Source organism: Ruegeria sp. N11 (assembly GCF_056531525.1).
This window is the reverse complement of the sequence record NZ_JBQFLX010000008.1, coordinates 68,569-86,571: the sequence shown is the minus strand read 5'-3', so window position 1 is coordinate 86,571 and position 18,003 is coordinate 68,569. Positions and strand designations below refer to the sequence as shown.

The window sequence follows — 18,003 nt, the reverse complement described above, 5'->3', positions numbered from 1 at the left end:
ACCAATCTTGGGAACACCCGAATGACCCGAATGCTTCACCTGCTGCCTGTCGAGGCCTACACCTCGCAAGAATGGTTCGATCGCGAAATGCGCGAGATCTTTTCAAAAACCTGGCGTTATGCCGGGTTCATGGAGGATGTCAGCGAACCCGGCCAGTACATCACCGTTCAGGCCGGGCTGAACAACATTTTCGTGGTAATGGGCCGCGACAGGCGCCTGCGCGCGTTTCATAACATTTGCCGTCACCGCGGCACGCAACTGATCCGGGCCGTCGGCAAGACGCAAAAGGCGCTGACATGCCCGTATCACGACTGGACCTATGACCTTGAAGGCAACCTGATCTCGGTGCCCGAAGAACAAGAGGAATTCGGCAAGGTAGATAAATCCTGCCTGGGTCTGAAACCCGCCAGGGTCGACATCTGGAAATCGATGATATTTGTGCATCCTGACCCGGACGCGCCCTCTATCGCTGAATGGTTCGGGCCGGTGGAACAGCATATTGGCCCGCACGTACCCGAGGAACTGGTCGAATATGAAGACCTGAACAACAGCTACGAGATCAAGGCCAACTGGAAGGTGGTCGTCGAAAACTACATCGACGTCTACCACCTGAGCCACCTGCATTCGAACACGCTGCAAATGTACGACCACAAGGCCGCGAAGTACCACTGGGAAGGCCCCCATTACATGTTCTGGGAACCCCCGGTCGAAGACTTTCTGAAGGATCAGGAAAGCAAGCTGATTGCCCCGCGTGTGATCCCCGAGGACATGACTGGCGCATGGGTGCCGATGCTGTTCCCGGGGATTGGGTTGGCTGGCTCCGAGGACGGTTGGAACATCTTCATCATTGAGCCGCTCGGCCCCGAACTGACGCGAGTGTCCAACCGGGGGCGGGTGTCCAACAGTTCCGGCTGGGAGTTTGCCAAGCAGTCGATGAAATCCTCGAATTTCTGGACCAAGTTTGGCCTGAGCGGCAAGTACGAAGCCCATGACGCCATGAGCGAGGATGACCCGATGGTCGCGGGCGACTTCACGGGGGAAGACATCTACGCATGTGAACAGCAGCAGAAATCGATGAAATCGCCCTATTTCGAAACCGGTCCCGCATCGGTTGGTGAAACCCCGGTCGTGCAGCATCAGAAAGTCGTTCTCGAATGGTTGGGGGAAGCCAAATGAACCAGCGAAACTTCCACCCGCTGACCGTTCTCGATACCCGCGAGGAAATCGGCGGCCAGGCCAAGACAGTCATGTTCGACGTGCCCGACGCCCTGCGCGAAACCTTCGTCTGGCGGCCCGGTCAGCACCTGTCGTTCCGCTTCGTGGTGAACGGAGAGGAGCAAAGGCGCAGCTATTCAATCTCCTCGTCTCCGTTCACGAGTGATCCCCTGCGGATCACCGTAAAGCGTGTCCGGAACGGCCTCGTCAGCAACCACGTCAATGACACTGTGAACAAGGGCGATGTGATTGATGTGATGCCACCTTTCGGCGGGTTTTTCCTGGACCCCGGAGCGACAGCGCGGCGTACCCATTACTTTTTTGGCGCAGGTTCAGGCATCACCCCGCTTTACGCAATGCTCAGTTCAGTCATGGCGGCCGAGCCCAATTCCTTCGCGCATCTGGCTTATGGTAACAACAACGAGCACTCTGTCCTGTTGTTGGACGAGCTGAACGCCCTGTGGGAAGCCAATCCGGATCGGATGACCATTCACCATGTCTTTTCCCAACCCGGTTTCTGGTCCTCGGCCGAGTATTGGCGCAGAGGTATCATCGACGAACCCGCGATCGAGGCGCTGATTGCCGAAAACCCGCCCTATGCACAGGACGCGCAGTATTACGTCTGCGGACCCGGCGGCATGAACAAGGCCGTGAAAGCATCGCTGATGTCGCTGGATGTTCCTGCCAATCGCATCCACATGGAAAGCTATGGCGGCGCGGCAGAGATTGACACCACTGTCGAAGGTCTGGCTGCCAAGGCAGAGATCACGTTGGGCGGCGTCAGGCATTCGGTCGACGTGGCCAGCGGCCAAACGGTTCTCGAAGCGGCAAAATCCGCAGGACTGAAACCGCCCTTTTCCTGCCAGTCCGGGGTTTGTGGTGCCTGCCGTGCCAAGCTGGCAAAAGGCGATGTCCACATGCGCGCGCGAATGGCGCTGGAAGACGCAGACATTGCAAAAGGGGCGATCCTGACGTGCCAGTCGCTGCCGCAGACGGACACCCTATCGCTCAGCTATGACTGATCGCATTATGAGCAAAAGGTGAGTCGTTCTGCGCAACCCGTTGCACCATCTACCAGACTTCACCTGCGGCACGAATGGCCTGTGCCGGGGCGGGCAGGGCCGTCGATGGAGCGGCCTGCCCATTATGGCGGTGTGTCTTCCTTTGTGCCAAAAGCCCTCCCTTGTCAGGCCAAGTGGCCAAGGCCAAACGATAAGATAACACTGGCCACGTGAATGCCCTGGCGGCTTGCTTTTTCAAGCCCGGATCTGTGTGAATCGCACTTGGAATGCCTTGCCCCAAGACCGTCAAACAGAACTGTCCCCGCAGGTTGCCGGGTCGATTATTTCTGAGACAAGAAAAAAAGAATTCTCTACACTAGCGCATCAATTTGGGGGAACCAGTAATGAAGGGACGGCAACTCGTTTCGAACGGCAACCCGATGGAAGAGATCGTTGGGTTCAGCCGTGCTGTTCGGGTCGGATCGTTCATCGCCGTCGGGGGAACTGCGCCGGTCGATGCAAACGGTAAAACGGTCGGCATCGGCGATGTCTATACGCAGACCAGACAGTGTTTCGAAATCATCAAGGCGGCCCTCGAAGACGCCGGATCCGGCTTGCAGGACATTGTCCGCACCCGCGTGATCCTGACGGATATCGACAACTGGAAGGACGCGATCGAGGCGCGGAAACACTATTGCAGGGACTCCCGGCCGGTGGACACGATCATGGCGATTGAACGCTTCGTGAACCCGGAATGGCTGGTCGAAATCGAAGTGGATGCCGTGATCCCCGAAGACACAGGCGGTGCACCGGCATAACCATATCTGCGAAATTCGACAGCTGGGCCGCCGGTGATGCCTACGAACATTACATGGGCCGGTGGAGCCGTCAGATCGCCCGCGATTTCCTGGATTGGCTGGCACCTTCGCCTGACGCCGACTGGATAGATGTCGGATGCGGAACCGGCGCGCTTTCCGCAACCATTCTGGACCACTGTCGCCCGAAATCCGTGCTCGGCGTTGATCCGTCGGACGGTTTCGTCGCCTTCGCCCGCGAAAACTCGGCAGATGATCGTGCTCGGTTTGCCGTCGGCGGTGCGGAAGATCTGCCTGCCGAGACCGGGATGTTCGACATCGCGACGTCTGGCCTGGCCGTCAATTTTTTCCCCGATGCAACTGCGGGTCTGCAGGAAATGATGCGCGTAGTCAGGCCGGGAGGCACTGTTTGCTTCTATGTCTGGGACTATCCGGGCGGCGGCATCGGTTTCATCAGTACTTTCTGGAAAGCTGCGGCATCGATTGATGAAAACGCGGCCAGTTTGGACGAGGCGGCCCGGTTTCCTCAATGCACGCCCGACGGGCTGACCGAGCTTTGCAGGGCTGCGGGCCTGCAATGTGATGTGGCACCCATCCAGCGCGACACCCGCTTTTCCGACTTCGAATCGTTCTGGGACCCGTTCACACGAGGGGCTGGACCGGCTCCGGGCTACCTCGCAAAGCTCGCTCGGAAACAACAGGCCGAATTGAAAGGCAGATTAAAGACTGATCTGGGTGAGAACGAGATCGTGCTGCCGGCCCGCGCCTGGGCCGTCAAGGCAACCAATACTCGCGCCTAGTAAACTTCGGACGGCAATCCAATGTCGCAAGACAACACCTTTCATCTTTCGACCTCTGCAACGGAAACATACGAGAAACAACGCGTCCCGGCCATTTTCGGCCCGATGGCAGAAGCCACGCTGAATGCCATTTCGCTGACCCCCGCAAAAACCGTGCTCGACGTGGCCTGCGGAACGGGGGGTCATGGCCCGCGCCGTGGCCAAACGGCTGACCACACCCGCTCGTATTGTCGGATGCGATCTGAACCCGGCCATGATCTAGGTTGCCCGCGCAAACACGCCGGACGGCCCGCACCGATTTGAATGGATCGAGGCACCTGCCCAGTCGATGCCCTTGAAAGATGGGGCAGTCGATCTGGCGTTTTGCCAACATGGTTTGCAGTTTTTTCCTGACAAACCCGCAGCCCTGGCCGAGATCAGGAGGATCGTAAAGCCAGACGCGCTGGTTGTCGTGACATGCTGGAAAGCGATCCCGCCCTTTTTTGCGGTCGTTGCCGATGTGCTGAAAGTCCATATTGGTGACACGGCCGCCACAACGGCTGTTCAACCCTTCACATGGAACGACGCCGATGAAGTTCGCGAATTGATTGGAGCCGCTGGTTTCAACGTTGCCGCACCGAAGACCATTTCCGTCGACCGAAAACTGCGCTGCGACGCGCAAGCCATGCGAGAAGAACTGTTATCAACTCCGAACGAAAAGGCGCTTCGCGCGGCGGGAGAGGAAGCCACCAACGTTGTTGCTTCAGAGATACTAAAGGCGGTCACTCACTTTCGCGACGGCGAGTTCCTGATCATGCCGCAAAAGGCGCTTTTGTTCGAAGCGGTCGCCGGATAGCAGACGGCCGAAGTTCGGATCGGTTCCCTCGCACTTAATGATTGTTCGACTCAACTGACAAAGCCATCTGCATCCGGGCCGAATTCCAGAAAGAACTCATCAGGGACTGCAGGATACTTCGTCTGAAGCTCCGCCAGAGAGGCCAGGCCGTCACCGTCCATATCCAGATCAGCGGGCATGGGGAACACAAGCCGGGCAAACAGCGACGAGAGCAGTGACACAACAGAATCTCGACCCATTTTAGTCTCCGTCAGATATGGGCAACTACCCATTGCAAGGTTGGTGTAGCGCTCCGGTGCCGGTGAAATTTCTTCGGGTATCAGACTTCATTGGTTCCTCAGCTTGGGTGCTGCAATACGAAATTAGAAGTGTTGATTGGTGATCCGATATGGCAGGGGCACTTTCGCGCTACACATTAAATATGGCACGGCCTCATTTTAGTGAAAAACGAATTTTTATCACGGATAATATCGAGCAATCAAATAGGTGGCTCATGGATATTGAACTTGCTCGCACGTTCCTGGCGGTCGTTGAGACGGGCACCTTTTTCGATGCCGCAAACAAGGTGCATGTCACACAGTCGACCGTGAGCATGAGGATTCGGACTCTCGAGCAGCAGCTAGGCCAATCCGTTTTTGAACGTGGCAAATCCGGCGCGACCCTGACGCCCGCGGGGCGGCATTTCCTCAAACACGCTCAGGTTCTGGTACGCACCTGGACACAGGCAAAGCTGGATGCAAGCCTTCCGGCAGCGATGAAAGCCGCGCTGGCGATCGGTGCGGCGCCGAGCTTATGGGACGGCTATTTGACCGACGCCCTGCCCAAGTTGATGACATTGATGCCCGATGTTGCCATCAAAGCGTCAGCCGCGTCTTCCGCAACCCTGACCCGCGAAATTGAAGAGGGCGGCCTGGACCTTGCAATAATGTACGAGCCGCGAAGCGTGTCAGGGCTTTCTGCGGTGCAACTTTTCGAAGATGAGTTTGTACTGGTCACCAGCGGCCCGGATGCCCTGCCAGCCAATCTCGGCAACGCCTACATCCTGATAGATTGGGGCCCGGAATTCCGGGCTGACCATTTGCTGAACTTTCCCGAGCTTAATACGCCACGTCTTCAGTTGGGGATCGGAACCCTCGGCCTTCAATACCTGCGCTCAATTCCCGCCGCCGGTTATTTTCCGAAACGCGTGATCGAACCGGAACTTGAAGGCGGGTGGCTTAAGCTGGTCAAGGCGGCCCCCCGGTTCGCATATGCCGCCTACGCGGTTTTCGACGAAAGCGAGGGGGATGGGCTGCCAGCCCAGGCCGCATCAGAGCTTCGCGCTGCCGCGAGTTCGTTGGGTCTTGCATCGCACAACGGATAAGATCGCCCTGCGGGCTTGATCGGCCACTTGCGACTACCGCCACGGACATCGCCCCGATGGTTTCGTATGTGATCAGGCCGGATTTGCGCCGGGGAAGCCTGTGCCTGTCCAGAGCGACGGAGTTGCCAGCAATTCAGCATCTAAGTTGGCACCTAGGTCAGTAGTCGGCGGATCCGGGTTTGGCTCGATCCAAAAAAACACACACAAAACTGTTGCCGAAACCGGTTTCGGAACTGAACCTGAGCACATGAACGCGAATCCGTCCACTTCCAAGGCAAGAAACAACGGGGCGACGCCCCCGGCGGCGGGTCGCGTCAAAATCGACGAACTGGCCGAACATCTGGGGCTGTCAAAAAGCACCGTTTCCCGCGCACTGAACGGCTATTCCGATATCGCCGAAACAACGCGAAAAAGGGTGGAAAACGCCGCGCGAAAGCTCGGTTACCGTCCATTGAGCCATGCACAGGCAATCCGAACCGGACGTGTTCGCGCCATCGCCATGGTTCTCAACAGTGAAGAGCCGGACGGGCACAATCCGTTCCTTCAGGAATTTCTTGCCGGTGCGTGCGAGGCCGCCAGCGGTTTTGACTGGACCATGACAATCTCGACCGCCAAATCCGAGCAGGACACGCTGAAAGTCCTGAGCCGTTTGGTCGAGGAGCGCAAGGCCGACGGCTTCATCCTGCCTCGGACCGCCGTGAATGATTCTCGTGTTCGTCTTCTGCGCCATCTTGGCGTGCCGCATATTCTATATGGACGAACCGGTTACGGACGCTCGAACCCGCCCGAAGGTACATCCTGGTTCGACATTTCCGGCGAAAGCGCAATGCGTAACGCAGTCCTGAGGCTGGCCGGGCACGGCCATACGCGGATCGGCTATGTCGGCAGCGATCTCAAATTCAACTACAGTCACCTGCGTCGGGACGGGTTTGTCGAGGGGCTGGGCATCGCAGGTCTGCCCTATGATCCTGAACTCGTGCGCGACGGTGCCCGAACCCGAGAGGAAGGGGCCGTGCAGGGCCGCGCGCTGATGCGGCTGAACCGCCCGCCCACAGCGATCGTTTTTGCCACTGATCTTGCTGCATTGGGCTTTTATACCGTGACCGCTGATTTAAACCTGCAGGTTGGTCGGGATGTCTCGGTCATTGCATATGACGGTATTCCCGAAAGCCAGCATGCCCACCCGGCATTGACCACCTTCAACGTGGATTCCGGCCAGGCCGGGCACAGGCTTGTGACACTGCTGATCCGTCAGATCAGGGGCGAAATCGCAGATACGCTGCGCGAGTTGGGTGAGGCCACGTTGGTTGAGCGCGCTTCAGACGGGCCGCCCACCTGTTCTCCAGAAGAACTGGCGCAAAAGATTTCCATACATGTCGAATAATCCGGGGAGGAACCAAATGACTATTCGCATCGCAACCCGTACGGCCAGGCTATTGCTTGGCACATCCCTTGCACTGACCTTGTCAGCGCTGTCGGCGCAAGCCGATACCATTCGCTTCTGGACCACGGAAGAACAGCCCGAACGCCTGGCAAAACAGCAGGAAATGGCTGATCAGTTCAAAGCCGATACAGGCACGACCGTCGAGGTGATCCCGGTGACGGAAAGCGATCTGGGCACGCGCGCAACCGCGGCTTTTGCAGCAGGCGACCTGCCGGACGTAATTTATCACACCCTGCAATATGCCCTGCCATGGGCAGAAGCTGGCATTCTTGACACCGAAGCCGCATCCGAAGTGATCGAAGAACTGGGCGCGGATACATTCGCACCCGGAGCCATCGCCATGGCCGCGTTCAACGATGAAACCGCATCGGTGCCTGTAGACGGCTGGACCCAGATGGTCGTCTATCGCAAGGACCTGTTCGAGGAGAACGGTCTCGAAGCCCCGGATTCCTTTGCCGATATTCAGGCGGCATTGGAAAAACTGCACAATCCGCCCGAGATGTACGGGTTCGTGTCCGCCACCAAAGTTGATGAGAACTTCATGAGCCAGGTTCTGGAGCATGTTTTCCTCGCCAATGGCGTCAGCCCGGTTGGTCCGGATGGCTTCCAACCACTGGACGAAGCCAAAACCACCGAAGTTCTGGACTTCTACAAGGCGATTTCCAAAGCCTCACCTCCGGGAGAGTTGTACTGGAAGCAATCGCGCGAGCTTTATTTTGACGGCAAAGCGGCAATGATCATCTGGTCGCCTTTCATTCTGGACGAGCTGGCCGGTCTGCGCGATAGCGCTCCGCCGACCATCAGCGACGACCCGACCTCGCGTGATCTGGCGGGCAAGACAGGTATCGTGACCAAATTGTCCGGCCCCTCCAATCCGGATGGCGCGGCCTGGGGTGACGTCCGGTATTTCGGCATCACCAGCGACGCGGACACCGATGCAGCCATGGAATTCGTGAAATACGCCATGGATGACGGCTATACTCAGACGCTGGCAATCGCGCCTGAGGGCAAGTTCCCGGTCCGCCGCGGCAATGCCGAAAATCCGACGGCCTTTGCAGAAGCTTGGGCCGAATTGCCGGTCGGGGTGGATCGCAAGGCACCCTTGGGTGAGCTTTATGATCAGGCGATGATCGACGAAATCGTCGGTGGTCTTGACGTCGCACAACGCTGGGGCGTGACCGAGGGGCAGTTGTCCCTGGCATCAAAAATGATCAACTCGCAGGCCATCAACCGTGTCGTTCGTCAGTATATCGACGATGAAATCGACGCTGCCGAGGCCGTTGCGGCCATGAACGACGAACTGGCCAAAGTTCAGTAGAACCGTCTCTCAATCGGAAACCGCAGCGGCGTGCGCGCCGCTGCACCCAACCCTCTCCGAGGTCTTCCATGTCTTCTTCGGTAACCCCACCGACCGGAACCGGGGCACTTGCCAAACGCGAGGCGCGTATGGCCTGGGCTCTGCTGGCTCCGACCGTGATCAGTGTGTCGCTTGTCGTGATCCTGCCGTTGCTGGCAATCATCTGGATCAGCTTCAAGCCATTTACCCTGTCCGACCTGCGCCCACCCGCGCCGGTTGTCCGTGAAAGTCTGCGCGGATCGGGCGACGATCTGCGGATCGAATACCGCTTGCGCAACTCCAGCCAGGAGATCGCGATCGAAGGCGTGACCCTGGCCGATGTTCTTCCGGACGGGGTGACCGCCGGAGAAGTCGTTGCGCCATGTGCTCTGGACGGGCAGGATTTGTATTGCGATTTCGGCACCTTGCAGGGTGGACAGCGTGAGCGTATCCGCATCCCGGTCACATTCGACGGCGACCCGGATGCGGTCGAGGATGCGGTCGAGGGATCAGAGCCGAAAGTCACCGGCAGCGGGCCGAATGTACTGACCAGCCTTGAATTCAGCCTCGAAAACTTTGCCCGCGTCTTTGACGGGAAAGAATTCTGGGGCGTTCTGTGGGTCACTCTGTTCTATACTGTATTCGGCACAATCGGTGCGCTGGTCATGGGCCTCTTTGCGGCCCTGCTGCTGAACAAAAGCTTCAGGGGGCAGGGCATCATCCGAGGCCTCTACCTGTTCCCTTACGTTGCCCCGGTGATTGCGGTCGCCTTCACATGGGTCACGCTGTTCGACCCATTCTCAGGTTCCGCCAACGCGTTGCTGGTGCAGATGGGACTGACCAGCGATCCCATCAACTTCTTCGGTGAACGCCCATTGGCCCTGATCATGGTCACAGTGTTTGAGATCTGGCGCTATTTCCCTCTGTCCTTCCTGTTCATCCTCGCCCGGATGCAATCTATCGACTCCAGCATGTATGAAGCGGCGGATATGGACGGGGCTTCGCCATTCCAGAAATTCTGGTTGCTGAGCATCCCGCAACTGCTGGGTATCCTGTCAGTGCTGTTCCTGCTGCGCTTCATTTGGACGTTCAACAAATTCGATGACATCTTCCTGCTGACCGGCGGCAATGCGGGCACTCGCACGCTGACCGTGAATGTCTATGAACAGGCTTTTGCAATATCGAACATCGGCGCCGGTGCGGCGGTGGCGGTGGTGATCCTGGTGTGCCTGATTGCCTTCAGCTTTGTCTTCTTCCGCTTCATTAGCCGTGAGGAGGGTCTGTGATGCGCAAAGGGTATATAACCGGCCCAATTCTGGGCGCGCTTTGGCTGGTTGTCATCGCGACAACCGTTGCCGTCACCATGTCGTTTTCCACCGGGGCGGCATTTCGTCCCCAGATACTGCTCTGCCTGATCTGGGGTGCGCTGGCAGGATGGATCTACATCCGGTTCCCGGCGCACCATGCACCGGCCCGCCTGGGTATATCGGCCATGCTGGGCCTGTCCGGCCTGACCGGGTTTGGCCCCGTTCTGATCGGCCCGGACACGTCGGTGCAGGCAGTCCTGGTTACTGTTCTGGCAATGGCCGCCGTAATTCACGTCTCGTTGGCTGCAATTCTCAGGGAAACCCCGTTCGGAGAGCTGACCCGGCACGAATTCGAGGATGCGGTAATCCGGTTCTGCACCGGCTTCGGTTATATTTTCTTCACGGCGATCGTGGTCATCCCGTTTTACGTCATGGTGATGACCAGCCTTAAATCCCAGCAGGCGTTGCTGCAAAATCCGCTGGATTTCTCAATCGACCTGAGCCAGGGCACCGCGCTTTTCCGCAGTTATACCGAGCTGTTCCGTGACTTCAATTTCGGCACCTATTTGTGGACGTCCTTCTACGTCTCGGTCCTCACGGTATTCATTACGCTGGCCTTCAGCGTCCCCGGGGCCTACGCTGTTGCGCGGTTCCGGTTCAAGGGGCAAAAGGCGTTCTCACGATCGATCCTGTTGATCTACATGGTCCCGATGATCGTACTGGCGCTGCCGATCTATATCGCATTCTCTCTGACCGGCTTGCGCAATTCGATCCTTGGCATTGTCATGATCTATCCGGTGACGACGATCCCGGTCGCGCTCTACATGCTGCAAGGCTATTTTCGCGGCTTGCCGACCGAGGTCGAGGAAGCCGGTTTGATGGATGGGTTGTCACGCCTGTCGGTGATCTGGAAGATCACCCTTCCGCTCAGCCTGCCGGCTCTGGCGTCGGTCTCGCTTTACGTCTTCATGATCGCCTGGAACGAGTTCCTGCTGGCCTTCATGCTGCTGGACGATCCGTCAAAATTCACCCTGACCCGAGGGGTCACGATGCTGAATTCCTCAGAAATTCCCCGTCAGCACCTGATGGCCGGTGCCGTCATCGCCACTGTCCCGATCATGGCGCTGTTCCTGGGGCTTGAACGTTTCATGAGCAAGGGCCTGACTGCGGGGTCCGTCAAAGGATGACACAGATGAACCAACATACGAACCCCGACCGCGAGGCGCGCAATATCCTGATCGCCAATGACCGGGGAGGCTACACCATCCCGACCGAAGGGCTGTATCCGTATCAATGGAACTGGGACAGCGCGATCGCCGCGCTTGGGTTTGCCGAATTTGACATAGATCGCGCCTGGATTGAGCTTGAGACGCTGTTCTCGGGACAATGGGCTGACGGGATGGTCCCGCATATCCTGTTTCACAAACCCGATCCTGGGTATTTCCCCGGTCCGGATGTCTGGGGGTGCAACGGCCCGATCCCGTCGTCGGGCATCATCCAGCCACCCATTGCGGCCACCATGGCGCGCCTTATCTGGGACAAGGACCGGACACTGGGCGAAGTTCGTATTCGCCCCCTTTTCGCCGCCATGCTGGCCTGGCACCGTTGGATCATGAAATGGCGGCTGGACGATCTGGGGGCTGTCTGCACCACCCACCCCTGGGAGGCGGGCCGCGACAACGCCCCGGACTGGGACAAGGCGATGGCACGTATGGATGCCTCGGACGTGGGCGAATATGTCCGCCGGGACACAAGCCACGTCAACAGCGACGACCGGCCCACCAAGTTCGACTATGACCGGTACATCAAGCTGGTTCAGATCGGACGCCAAGCCGGATGGGATCAGAAGACCTTACTCCGCAAGAATCCGTTCCGCGTGGCGGACCCGACAATGACCTTCACCACCTTACGCGCGGCCCGCGATCTGTTGGCCGTAGGCACCGAACTCGGTCTGGAAACCGACGGCTTGAGCAACGACATCGCCCGGCTGGAGGAGGGCGCGCGGTCGCTGTGGAATGCCGATCTGGGGTCTTTTGACTCGCGCGATGCCCATAGCGGCGACTGGGCGAACAGTATCTCGAACGCTTCCTTCATGTGCTGGTTTGCCGGCATCGAGTCACCCGAAATGCTGGAAAGGCTCCGAAAAGTTCAGAAAACGGTCCCGCACCCTATTCCCAGCCACGACACAGAAAGCCCGAAATTCGATCCCCGCCGATACTGGCGCGGACCAACCTGGGCGATCATGAACATGATGATCGGCATTGGCCTTGCCGAAATGGGCCATGAGGCCGAAGCGGAAGACCTGCGCGCCAAAACCGCCGCGTTGATTTCCAATTTCGGGTTTGCTGAATACTTCGATCCCAATACCGGCAGTCCCGCGGGCGGGAATTCGTTTACATGGACAGCCGCCGTTTGGCTGATCTGGGCAGGGAGGAACTGATGGGCAGCATCAAGCTCAACGCGGTCGAAAAGTGGTTTGGTAACGTTCAGGTCATCAAGGGCATTGACCTTGACATAGACGAAGGTGAGTTCATCGTGTTCGTAGGCCCATCGGGCTGCGGTAAATCCACCCTGTTGCGTATGATCGGCGGCCTTGAAGATACTTCGCGCGGCGCAATTCTGATCAACGACAACGACGTCACCGATCACCCGCCTTCGAAACGCGGTCTAACCATGGTGTTTCAATCCTACGCCCTTTACCCCCATCTGACCGTGGCCGAGAATATGGGGTTTTCGCTGAAGGTTGCCGGTGCCCCAAAAACAGACATCGACGCCCAGGTCAGCAAGGCTGCGGAGGTGCTGAAACTGACGCCATTTCTGGAACGCAGGCCTAAGGACCTTTCAGGTGGTCAGCGCCAGCGTGTCGCTATCGGCCGCTCAATCGTGCGTGACCCCACCGCATTCCTGTTTGACGAACCTCTTTCGAACCTCGACGCCGCGTTGCGCGTCGAAATGCGCTACGAGATCGCCAAACTGCACCAGAACCTGAAACGTACCATGATCTACGTCACGCACGATCAGGTCGAGGCGATGACGCTGGCAGACCGGATCGTCGTGCTGGAATACGGTCATATCGCCCAGGTCGGCACTCCGCGCGAATTATATGAGCATCCAGCGAACCTGTTCGTAGCCCAATTCATCGGCAGCCCGAAAATGAACATCCTGCCGTGCACGACCGACAATGGTTCTTACCGCCTTTCGGGGGGTGGCAGTGGAACCTATGATCGGGCTGTAGCCGCGACACGGTTGGGCATCCGCCCCGAACATATTAAGGTCGTAGCACAAGGTGCAGGTCAGTGTGATGGCGTTATCGAGGTTATTGAGTATCTTGGCGCAGACACATTCCTGATCCTCGATTGTGGTGGCGAAGACAAAGTTACAGTCCGCATCACCGGTGATACCGAATTGCAGCCTGGCGCAACGGTTGGGTTGCACCTTGCACCAGAATTCCTGCATTTCTTCGATGTCGAGGATCAACGCGTTGATGTGTAAATGGGATTCTAAAGGCTAAGGTCGACACAATTGCACCCGTGACATGGCCCGAAGTAGGCATGCGCCGCCCGTTTGCACGTCGCACGGCCTGGATGTTTTTCCGGGCGCCCCTTCGGGATGAATTTACCTCAATCCCGGCGTGAAGAATTCAGTTTCGATCTTTGCTTCCGACTGAAAAACATGGACTCTGAAACAGGAGGCAATGTGATGCGGACAGGCGGACAGGTTTTGATCGACATGCTGCGGGTCAACGGTGTTGAGGCCATTTTCGGTGTCCCCGGTGAAAGTTACCTAGCGGCCCTGGATGCGCTGCATGATTGCTCGAACACACTAAAGTACTACACGACACGGCAAGAGGGCGGCGCGGCCTTCATGGCGGCGGCGTATTCGGACGCCACAGGCAAGCCCGGGGTCTGTTTCGTGACACGGGGCCCCGGGGTGACCAATGCCTCCATCGGGGTGCATACTGCGCAACAGGGCTCGACTCCGCTGATCCTGCTGATCGGTCAGATCCCGCGCACTCATCGCGACAAGGAGGCGTTTCAGGAGGTCGATTACCGTCGGTTTCTGGGCCATATGGTGAAATGGGTGGCCGAAATCGACGATCCCGCCCGCATCCCGGAATATGTGAACCGCGCCTTTCGCACCGCCCTTTCGGGACGGCCCGGCCCGGTGGCGCTGGCCCTGCCCGAGGATATGCTGGCCGAACTGACCGACGCCGCAGATCTGCCAAAGGTCAAACTGACCCCTCCCGCACCCACACCGGCCGATCTGGAACAGGTGTCCGCGCTTCTGGCCGAAGCCGAGCGCCCGCTGCTGCTGTTAGGCGGCACCTGCTGGACCGAAGAGGGGCATGCAGCCGCGATCCGCTTTGTCGAAGACCACGGGCTTCCGGTTGCCGCAGGGTTCCGCCGCCAGGGTCTGTTTCCGCATGACCACCCCAATTTTATCGGGAATCTGGGTTTTGGCGGCAATCCGATGCCAAATGAATACGCGACATCTGCTGATCTGGTGATCGCACTGGGCGCGCGCCTGAATGACGGGACCACACTGAAATTCAGCCTCATCCAATCGCCCCAACCGGATTGCAAGCTTGTGCACATCCTGCCGGGCCCCGAGGATCTGGGACGGCTCTATCAGGCCGACCTGCCCATTCTGGCCGACCCGAACGAAGCTGCAAAATCCCTGGCCTTGCTGCCGGTCGCAAAACGCCACTCGCCTGCCCGCGCGCGTGCCGATTACCAGGCGATGCGGGCCCTGCCTGTCCAACGCGGCCCGGTCGACATGGCCGAAGTGATGTGCGTGCTGAACTCCACTTTGCCTCGGGAAACTACGATGACCACCGGTGCGGGCAACGCGGCCGACTGGCCCAACATCCATTTCGACTACCGTCAGTTTCTGGGCGCTCTGGCCCCGATTTCCGGCGCGATGGGAATGGGCGTTCCGGCGGCGGTCGCCGCCAAGGTGGCGCGCCCCTATGCACCGGCCGTCTACGTCGCCGGGGATGGTGATTTTCTGATGAACGGGCAAGAGTTGGCGACGGCAATTCAATATGGGCTCGATCCTATATTCATCATCGTTGACAACGGCATGTACGGCACCAGTCGCACCAATCAGGAGCGAAAGCATCCCGGGCGTATTTCGGGCACTTCACTGACAAACCCCGATTTCGCGGTCGTCGCGCAAGGCTATGGCGCACATGGCGAGCGGGTTGAGACGACCGCCGATTTCGCACCCGCGCTGGAACGCGCAATGGCATCCGGCAAAGCCGCCGTCATCCATATTCTTGTTGGCCCCGACAGTCTTGGCCCCAATCTGACCCTGACCGATCTGGCGGAGGCATCATGATGCTGTCCCGACTGGTCGACGCGCTGCCCGCATCACCGATCATCGGTGTCTTCAACAAAGCCTTCGAAATGCGGCAGGCCGGGGCCGATCTGATCGACTTTTCCGTGGGCGAACCGGATTTCGACACACCCGCCCATATTTGCGAGGCCGGGATTGCCGCCATTCGGGCGGGCGACACCCGGTACACCCCGACCGACGGAAACGGAGCCGTCAAGGCGGCCGTGATCGAAAAGTTCCGCCGCGACAACAACCTGACCTTCTCGGCAAAAGAAATCATCGTCTGTTCAGGCGCGAAGCCGTTGCTGGCAACCGCCATTCAGGCGGTCCTGAACCCAGGGGACGAGATGATCCTGCCTGTGCCACTCTGGGCCTCTCACTTGGGTATGGTGCAGGCCGTGGGCGGAACGCCGGTTTTGGTCGACACTGCAGACAGCTGCTTCAAACTGACGCCCGAAGTTTTTGAAACGGCAATCACACCCCGGACGCGGCTGATGATGATCTGCTCACCCTCCAATCCGACCGGAGCCGTGTATTCGGCCACCGAGTTGGAGGCGCTGGCCGTGGTCCTCAGACGCCATCCGCAGGTCAATGTGATCTCGGACGATCTGTACGAACACATCATTTTCGATGGCGCAGAATTCGCGACACTGGCTGCTGTCGCGCCGGACCTGCAGCAGCGGATACTGACAGTGAACGGCGTGTCGAAATCCTACGCCATGACGGGCTGGCGCATCGGGTTTGCCGGTGGGCCCGAATGGTGGACCAACGGAATTCGCAGCCTGTTCAGCCAGACCAATGGCGGTCCGTGCTCGATCAGTCAGGCGGCGACGGTGGCGGCTCTGACCGGGCCGCAAGAATTCCTGAAAGACTGGTGCGCCATCTACCGGAAGCGCCGCGATCAGGCTTTGACCGGGATGGCCGAAATCGAAGGGCTGCAAACACAGAGCCCCGGCGGCGCGTTCTACTTGATGCCCGATTGCGGCGGACTGCTTGGACGCCGGACGCCCATGGGTAAGATACTGACCAGCTCGACCGAACTGGCGGCCTATTTTCTGGAACATGGGGTCGTCGTGGTCCCCGGGCCCGGATTTTCATGTGATCCGTTCTTTCGTATGTCAATCGCAACGTCTGAAAACAACATATCGGAAGGTTTGAAGCGTATGAAATCCGCCGTGGGCTTGCTGAGCTGATGGGACACAAATTCGACCAGTTCGCCGCCAATCTGCGTTATGATGATCTGCCCGAAGCAGTCCTGTGGACGCTGCGCCGGTCCTTCGTCGACACGATCGGCGTGGCGGCCGTGGGCGTGACCACCGAAATGTCGGGTGTCGCACGCCGCGTTGCACCGATGATATTCGGGGTGGGCACATCCGGTTCGGCGAGGATTCTGATGGATGGCCGCTCGGTCAGCCCTGTCGGGGCCGCGATGGCCGGCGCATTCACCGTGGACAGCATCGACGCCCATGACGGCACCACCCCTTGCAAAGGTCATGCGGGTTCAGCCGTGTTCCCGGCGATGATCGCAATGGCACAGGCCAGCGGCAATCAGATCGACGGCAGGCGCTTTGCCGAAATCCTCGCCACCGCATACGAAGTCTCCTACCGTGCCGGGTTGGTGCAACACGCAACCTGCGCTGATTATCACACCTCGGGGGCGTGGACCGCCGTTGGGGTCGCCGCCGCCGGAGTCAAATTGCTGGGTGGTAACGCGGAACAGATCCGGCAGGCCGCGGGGATCGGGGAATACCATGGCCCCCGCAGCCAGATGATGCGCTGCATCGACCATCCCACCATGGTTCGCGATGGCGTCGGTTGGGGCGCGCCCTCGGGGGTGACGGCGGCTTACCTGGCAATGGAAGGGTTCACCGGTGCCCCGGCGCTGACCTGCGAGGGCGAAGACGGCGCGGAATTCTGGGCCGATCTGGGCATCGGCTGGCGGCTGGTCGACCATACGCATTACAAGGCCTATCCATGCTGCCGCTGGGCCCATCCCTCGCTCGATTCCGTACACGACATGATGCAGAAACACGGCTTCACCCACGAACAGGTGGACAGCGTCGAAATCCGCACCTTCCACTATGCAACACGGCTGGCCGGCCACGAACCGCAAACTCAGGATGAGTTCGCCTATGCAATCGCCTTTCCCGTCGCCGCGATGCTCGTGCGCGGTCAGGTGGGCGTCGACGAATTGAGCGCCGAAGCCCTACGCGACCCCGATATCATGCGCGTAAGCCGCACCATCAAGCTGATAGATGATCCGGAAATGACCCGCATCAGTACCGACAAACGCTGGGCGCAGGTGACAATCATCCTCAGGAACGGCCAGCAGATTGTGGATGAGCCCCGCACACCGCGCGGTGACGCGGACATGGCACTCAGCGACGACCAGATCACCCAAAAGTTCCGCATGCTCGCCGCTCCGGTTCTTGGGGAATCCCGAGCCGAAGAAATCCGCGACCTGTCCGCGCAGTTCGATCAACTGGCGGCACAAGACCTGCGGCATCTGTTCGATCTGTGCACGGCTCCCGTATAAGGGGACAGGGCTGG

General features: G+C 59.0%; 17 protein-coding genes. 16 read left to right on the top strand and 1 reads right to left on the bottom strand.

Annotation, left to right across the window (positions count from 1 at the left end; all coding sequences use genetic code 11):
• The first annotated feature begins 21 nt into the window (after positions 1-21).
• From ACR0J8_RS10365 to ACR0J8_RS10340, 6 genes are all read left to right on the top strand, one after another.
• Positions 22-1,176 (top strand): aromatic ring-hydroxylating oxygenase subunit alpha, encoded by a 1,155-nt coding sequence (locus ACR0J8_RS10365; RefSeq protein ID WP_480890023.1) that lies wholly within the window; start codon positions 22-24, stop codon positions 1,174-1,176.
• On the top strand, positions 1,173-2,237 hold the full coding sequence (locus ACR0J8_RS10360; RefSeq protein WP_480524553.1) for a 2Fe-2S iron-sulfur cluster-binding protein: 1,065 nt from the start codon (positions 1,173-1,175) through the stop codon (positions 2,235-2,237). Before ACR0J8_RS10365 ends, ACR0J8_RS10360 begins: the two co-directional genes overlap by 4 nt.
• Before the next feature lie 383 nt (positions 2,238-2,620).
• A complete protein-coding gene (locus ACR0J8_RS10355; RefSeq protein ID WP_480524551.1) occupies positions 2,621-3,034 on the top strand; it encodes a RidA family protein in 414 nt (137 codons plus the stop codon).
• 53 nt (positions 3,035-3,087) lie between these two features.
• Complete coding sequence (locus tag ACR0J8_RS10350) at positions 3,088-3,831, top strand: class I SAM-dependent methyltransferase (protein WP_480890018.1); 744 nt, start codon at positions 3,088-3,090, stop codon at positions 3,829-3,831.
• Positions 3,832-3,852: 21 nt separating this feature from the next.
• On the top strand, positions 3,853-4,134 hold the full coding sequence (locus tag ACR0J8_RS10345) for a hypothetical protein (RefSeq protein WP_480890015.1): 282 nt from the start codon (positions 3,853-3,855) through the stop codon (positions 4,132-4,134).
• Positions 4,135-4,138: 4 nt separating this feature from the next.
• Positions 4,139-4,666 carry a class I SAM-dependent methyltransferase gene (locus ACR0J8_RS10340; RefSeq protein ID WP_480890142.1) on the top strand — a complete coding sequence of 176 codons (528 nt, stop codon included), beginning with the start codon at positions 4,139-4,141 and terminating at the stop codon, positions 4,664-4,666.
• Positions 4,667-4,716: 50 nt separating this feature from the next.
• Here the strand turns inward: ACR0J8_RS10340 and ACR0J8_RS10335 are convergent, their stop codons facing one another.
• A complete protein-coding gene (locus ACR0J8_RS10335; protein WP_170614043.1) occupies positions 4,717-4,905 on the bottom strand; it encodes a hypothetical protein in 189 nt (62 codons plus the stop codon).
• Positions 4,906-5,159: 254 nt separating this feature from the next.
• Here ACR0J8_RS10335 and ACR0J8_RS10330 point away from each other — a divergent pair, with 254 nt between their 5' ends.
• The 10 genes from ACR0J8_RS10330 to ACR0J8_RS10285 all read left to right on the top strand — a co-directional run bounded on the left by ACR0J8_RS10330 (position 5,160) and on the right by ACR0J8_RS10285 (position 17,989).
• Positions 5,160-6,029 carry a LysR family transcriptional regulator gene (locus ACR0J8_RS10330; protein ID WP_480524547.1) on the top strand — a complete coding sequence of 290 codons (870 nt, stop codon included), beginning with the start codon at positions 5,160-5,162 and terminating at the stop codon, positions 6,027-6,029.
• A 247-nt stretch (positions 6,030-6,276) separates the two neighbouring features.
• Positions 6,277-7,413, top strand: a complete 1,137-nt coding sequence (locus ACR0J8_RS10325) for a LacI family DNA-binding transcriptional regulator (protein ID WP_480890012.1) — start codon at positions 6,277-6,279, stop codon at positions 7,411-7,413.
• 16 nt (positions 7,414-7,429) lie between these two features.
• Positions 7,430-8,791 (top strand): ABC transporter substrate-binding protein, encoded by a 1,362-nt coding sequence (locus tag ACR0J8_RS10320; protein WP_480890009.1) that lies wholly within the window; start codon positions 7,430-7,432, stop codon positions 8,789-8,791.
• Positions 8,792-8,859: 68 nt separating this feature from the next.
• Positions 8,860-10,095 (top strand): carbohydrate ABC transporter permease, encoded by a 1,236-nt coding sequence (locus tag ACR0J8_RS10315; protein ID WP_480524541.1) that lies wholly within the window; start codon positions 8,860-8,862, stop codon positions 10,093-10,095.
• Positions 10,095-11,303, top strand: coding sequence for a carbohydrate ABC transporter permease (locus ACR0J8_RS10310; protein WP_480524539.1), 1,209 nt, complete (start codon positions 10,095-10,097; stop codon positions 11,301-11,303). The genes ACR0J8_RS10315 and ACR0J8_RS10310 overlap by 1 nt, the downstream gene beginning before the upstream one ends.
• A gap of 5 nt (positions 11,304-11,308) precedes the next feature.
• Complete coding sequence (locus tag ACR0J8_RS10305) at positions 11,309-12,556, top strand: MGH1-like glycoside hydrolase domain-containing protein (protein WP_480492360.1); 1,248 nt, start codon at positions 11,309-11,311, stop codon at positions 12,554-12,556.
• Entirely contained in the window at positions 12,556-13,608 is a 1,053-nt protein-coding gene (locus ACR0J8_RS10300; RefSeq protein ID WP_170679222.1) for a sn-glycerol-3-phosphate ABC transporter ATP-binding protein UgpC, read from the top strand. Before ACR0J8_RS10305 ends, ACR0J8_RS10300 begins: the two co-directional genes overlap by 1 nt.
• Before the next feature lie 207 nt (positions 13,609-13,815).
• Positions 13,816-15,456 (top strand): thiamine pyrophosphate-dependent enzyme, encoded by a 1,641-nt coding sequence (locus ACR0J8_RS10295; protein ID WP_480890007.1) that lies wholly within the window; start codon positions 13,816-13,818, stop codon positions 15,454-15,456.
• Positions 15,453-16,646 carry a pyridoxal phosphate-dependent aminotransferase gene (locus ACR0J8_RS10290; RefSeq protein ID WP_480890004.1) on the top strand — a complete coding sequence of 398 codons (1,194 nt, stop codon included), beginning with the start codon at positions 15,453-15,455 and terminating at the stop codon, positions 16,644-16,646. Before ACR0J8_RS10295 ends, ACR0J8_RS10290 begins: the two co-directional genes overlap by 4 nt.
• Positions 16,646-17,989: an MmgE/PrpD family protein gene (locus tag ACR0J8_RS10285; protein WP_480524534.1), complete on the top strand. Its 1,344-nt coding sequence runs from the start codon at positions 16,646-16,648 to the stop codon at positions 17,987-17,989. The genes ACR0J8_RS10290 and ACR0J8_RS10285 overlap by 1 nt, the downstream gene beginning before the upstream one ends.
• Positions 17,990-18,003: the final 14 nt, after the last annotated feature.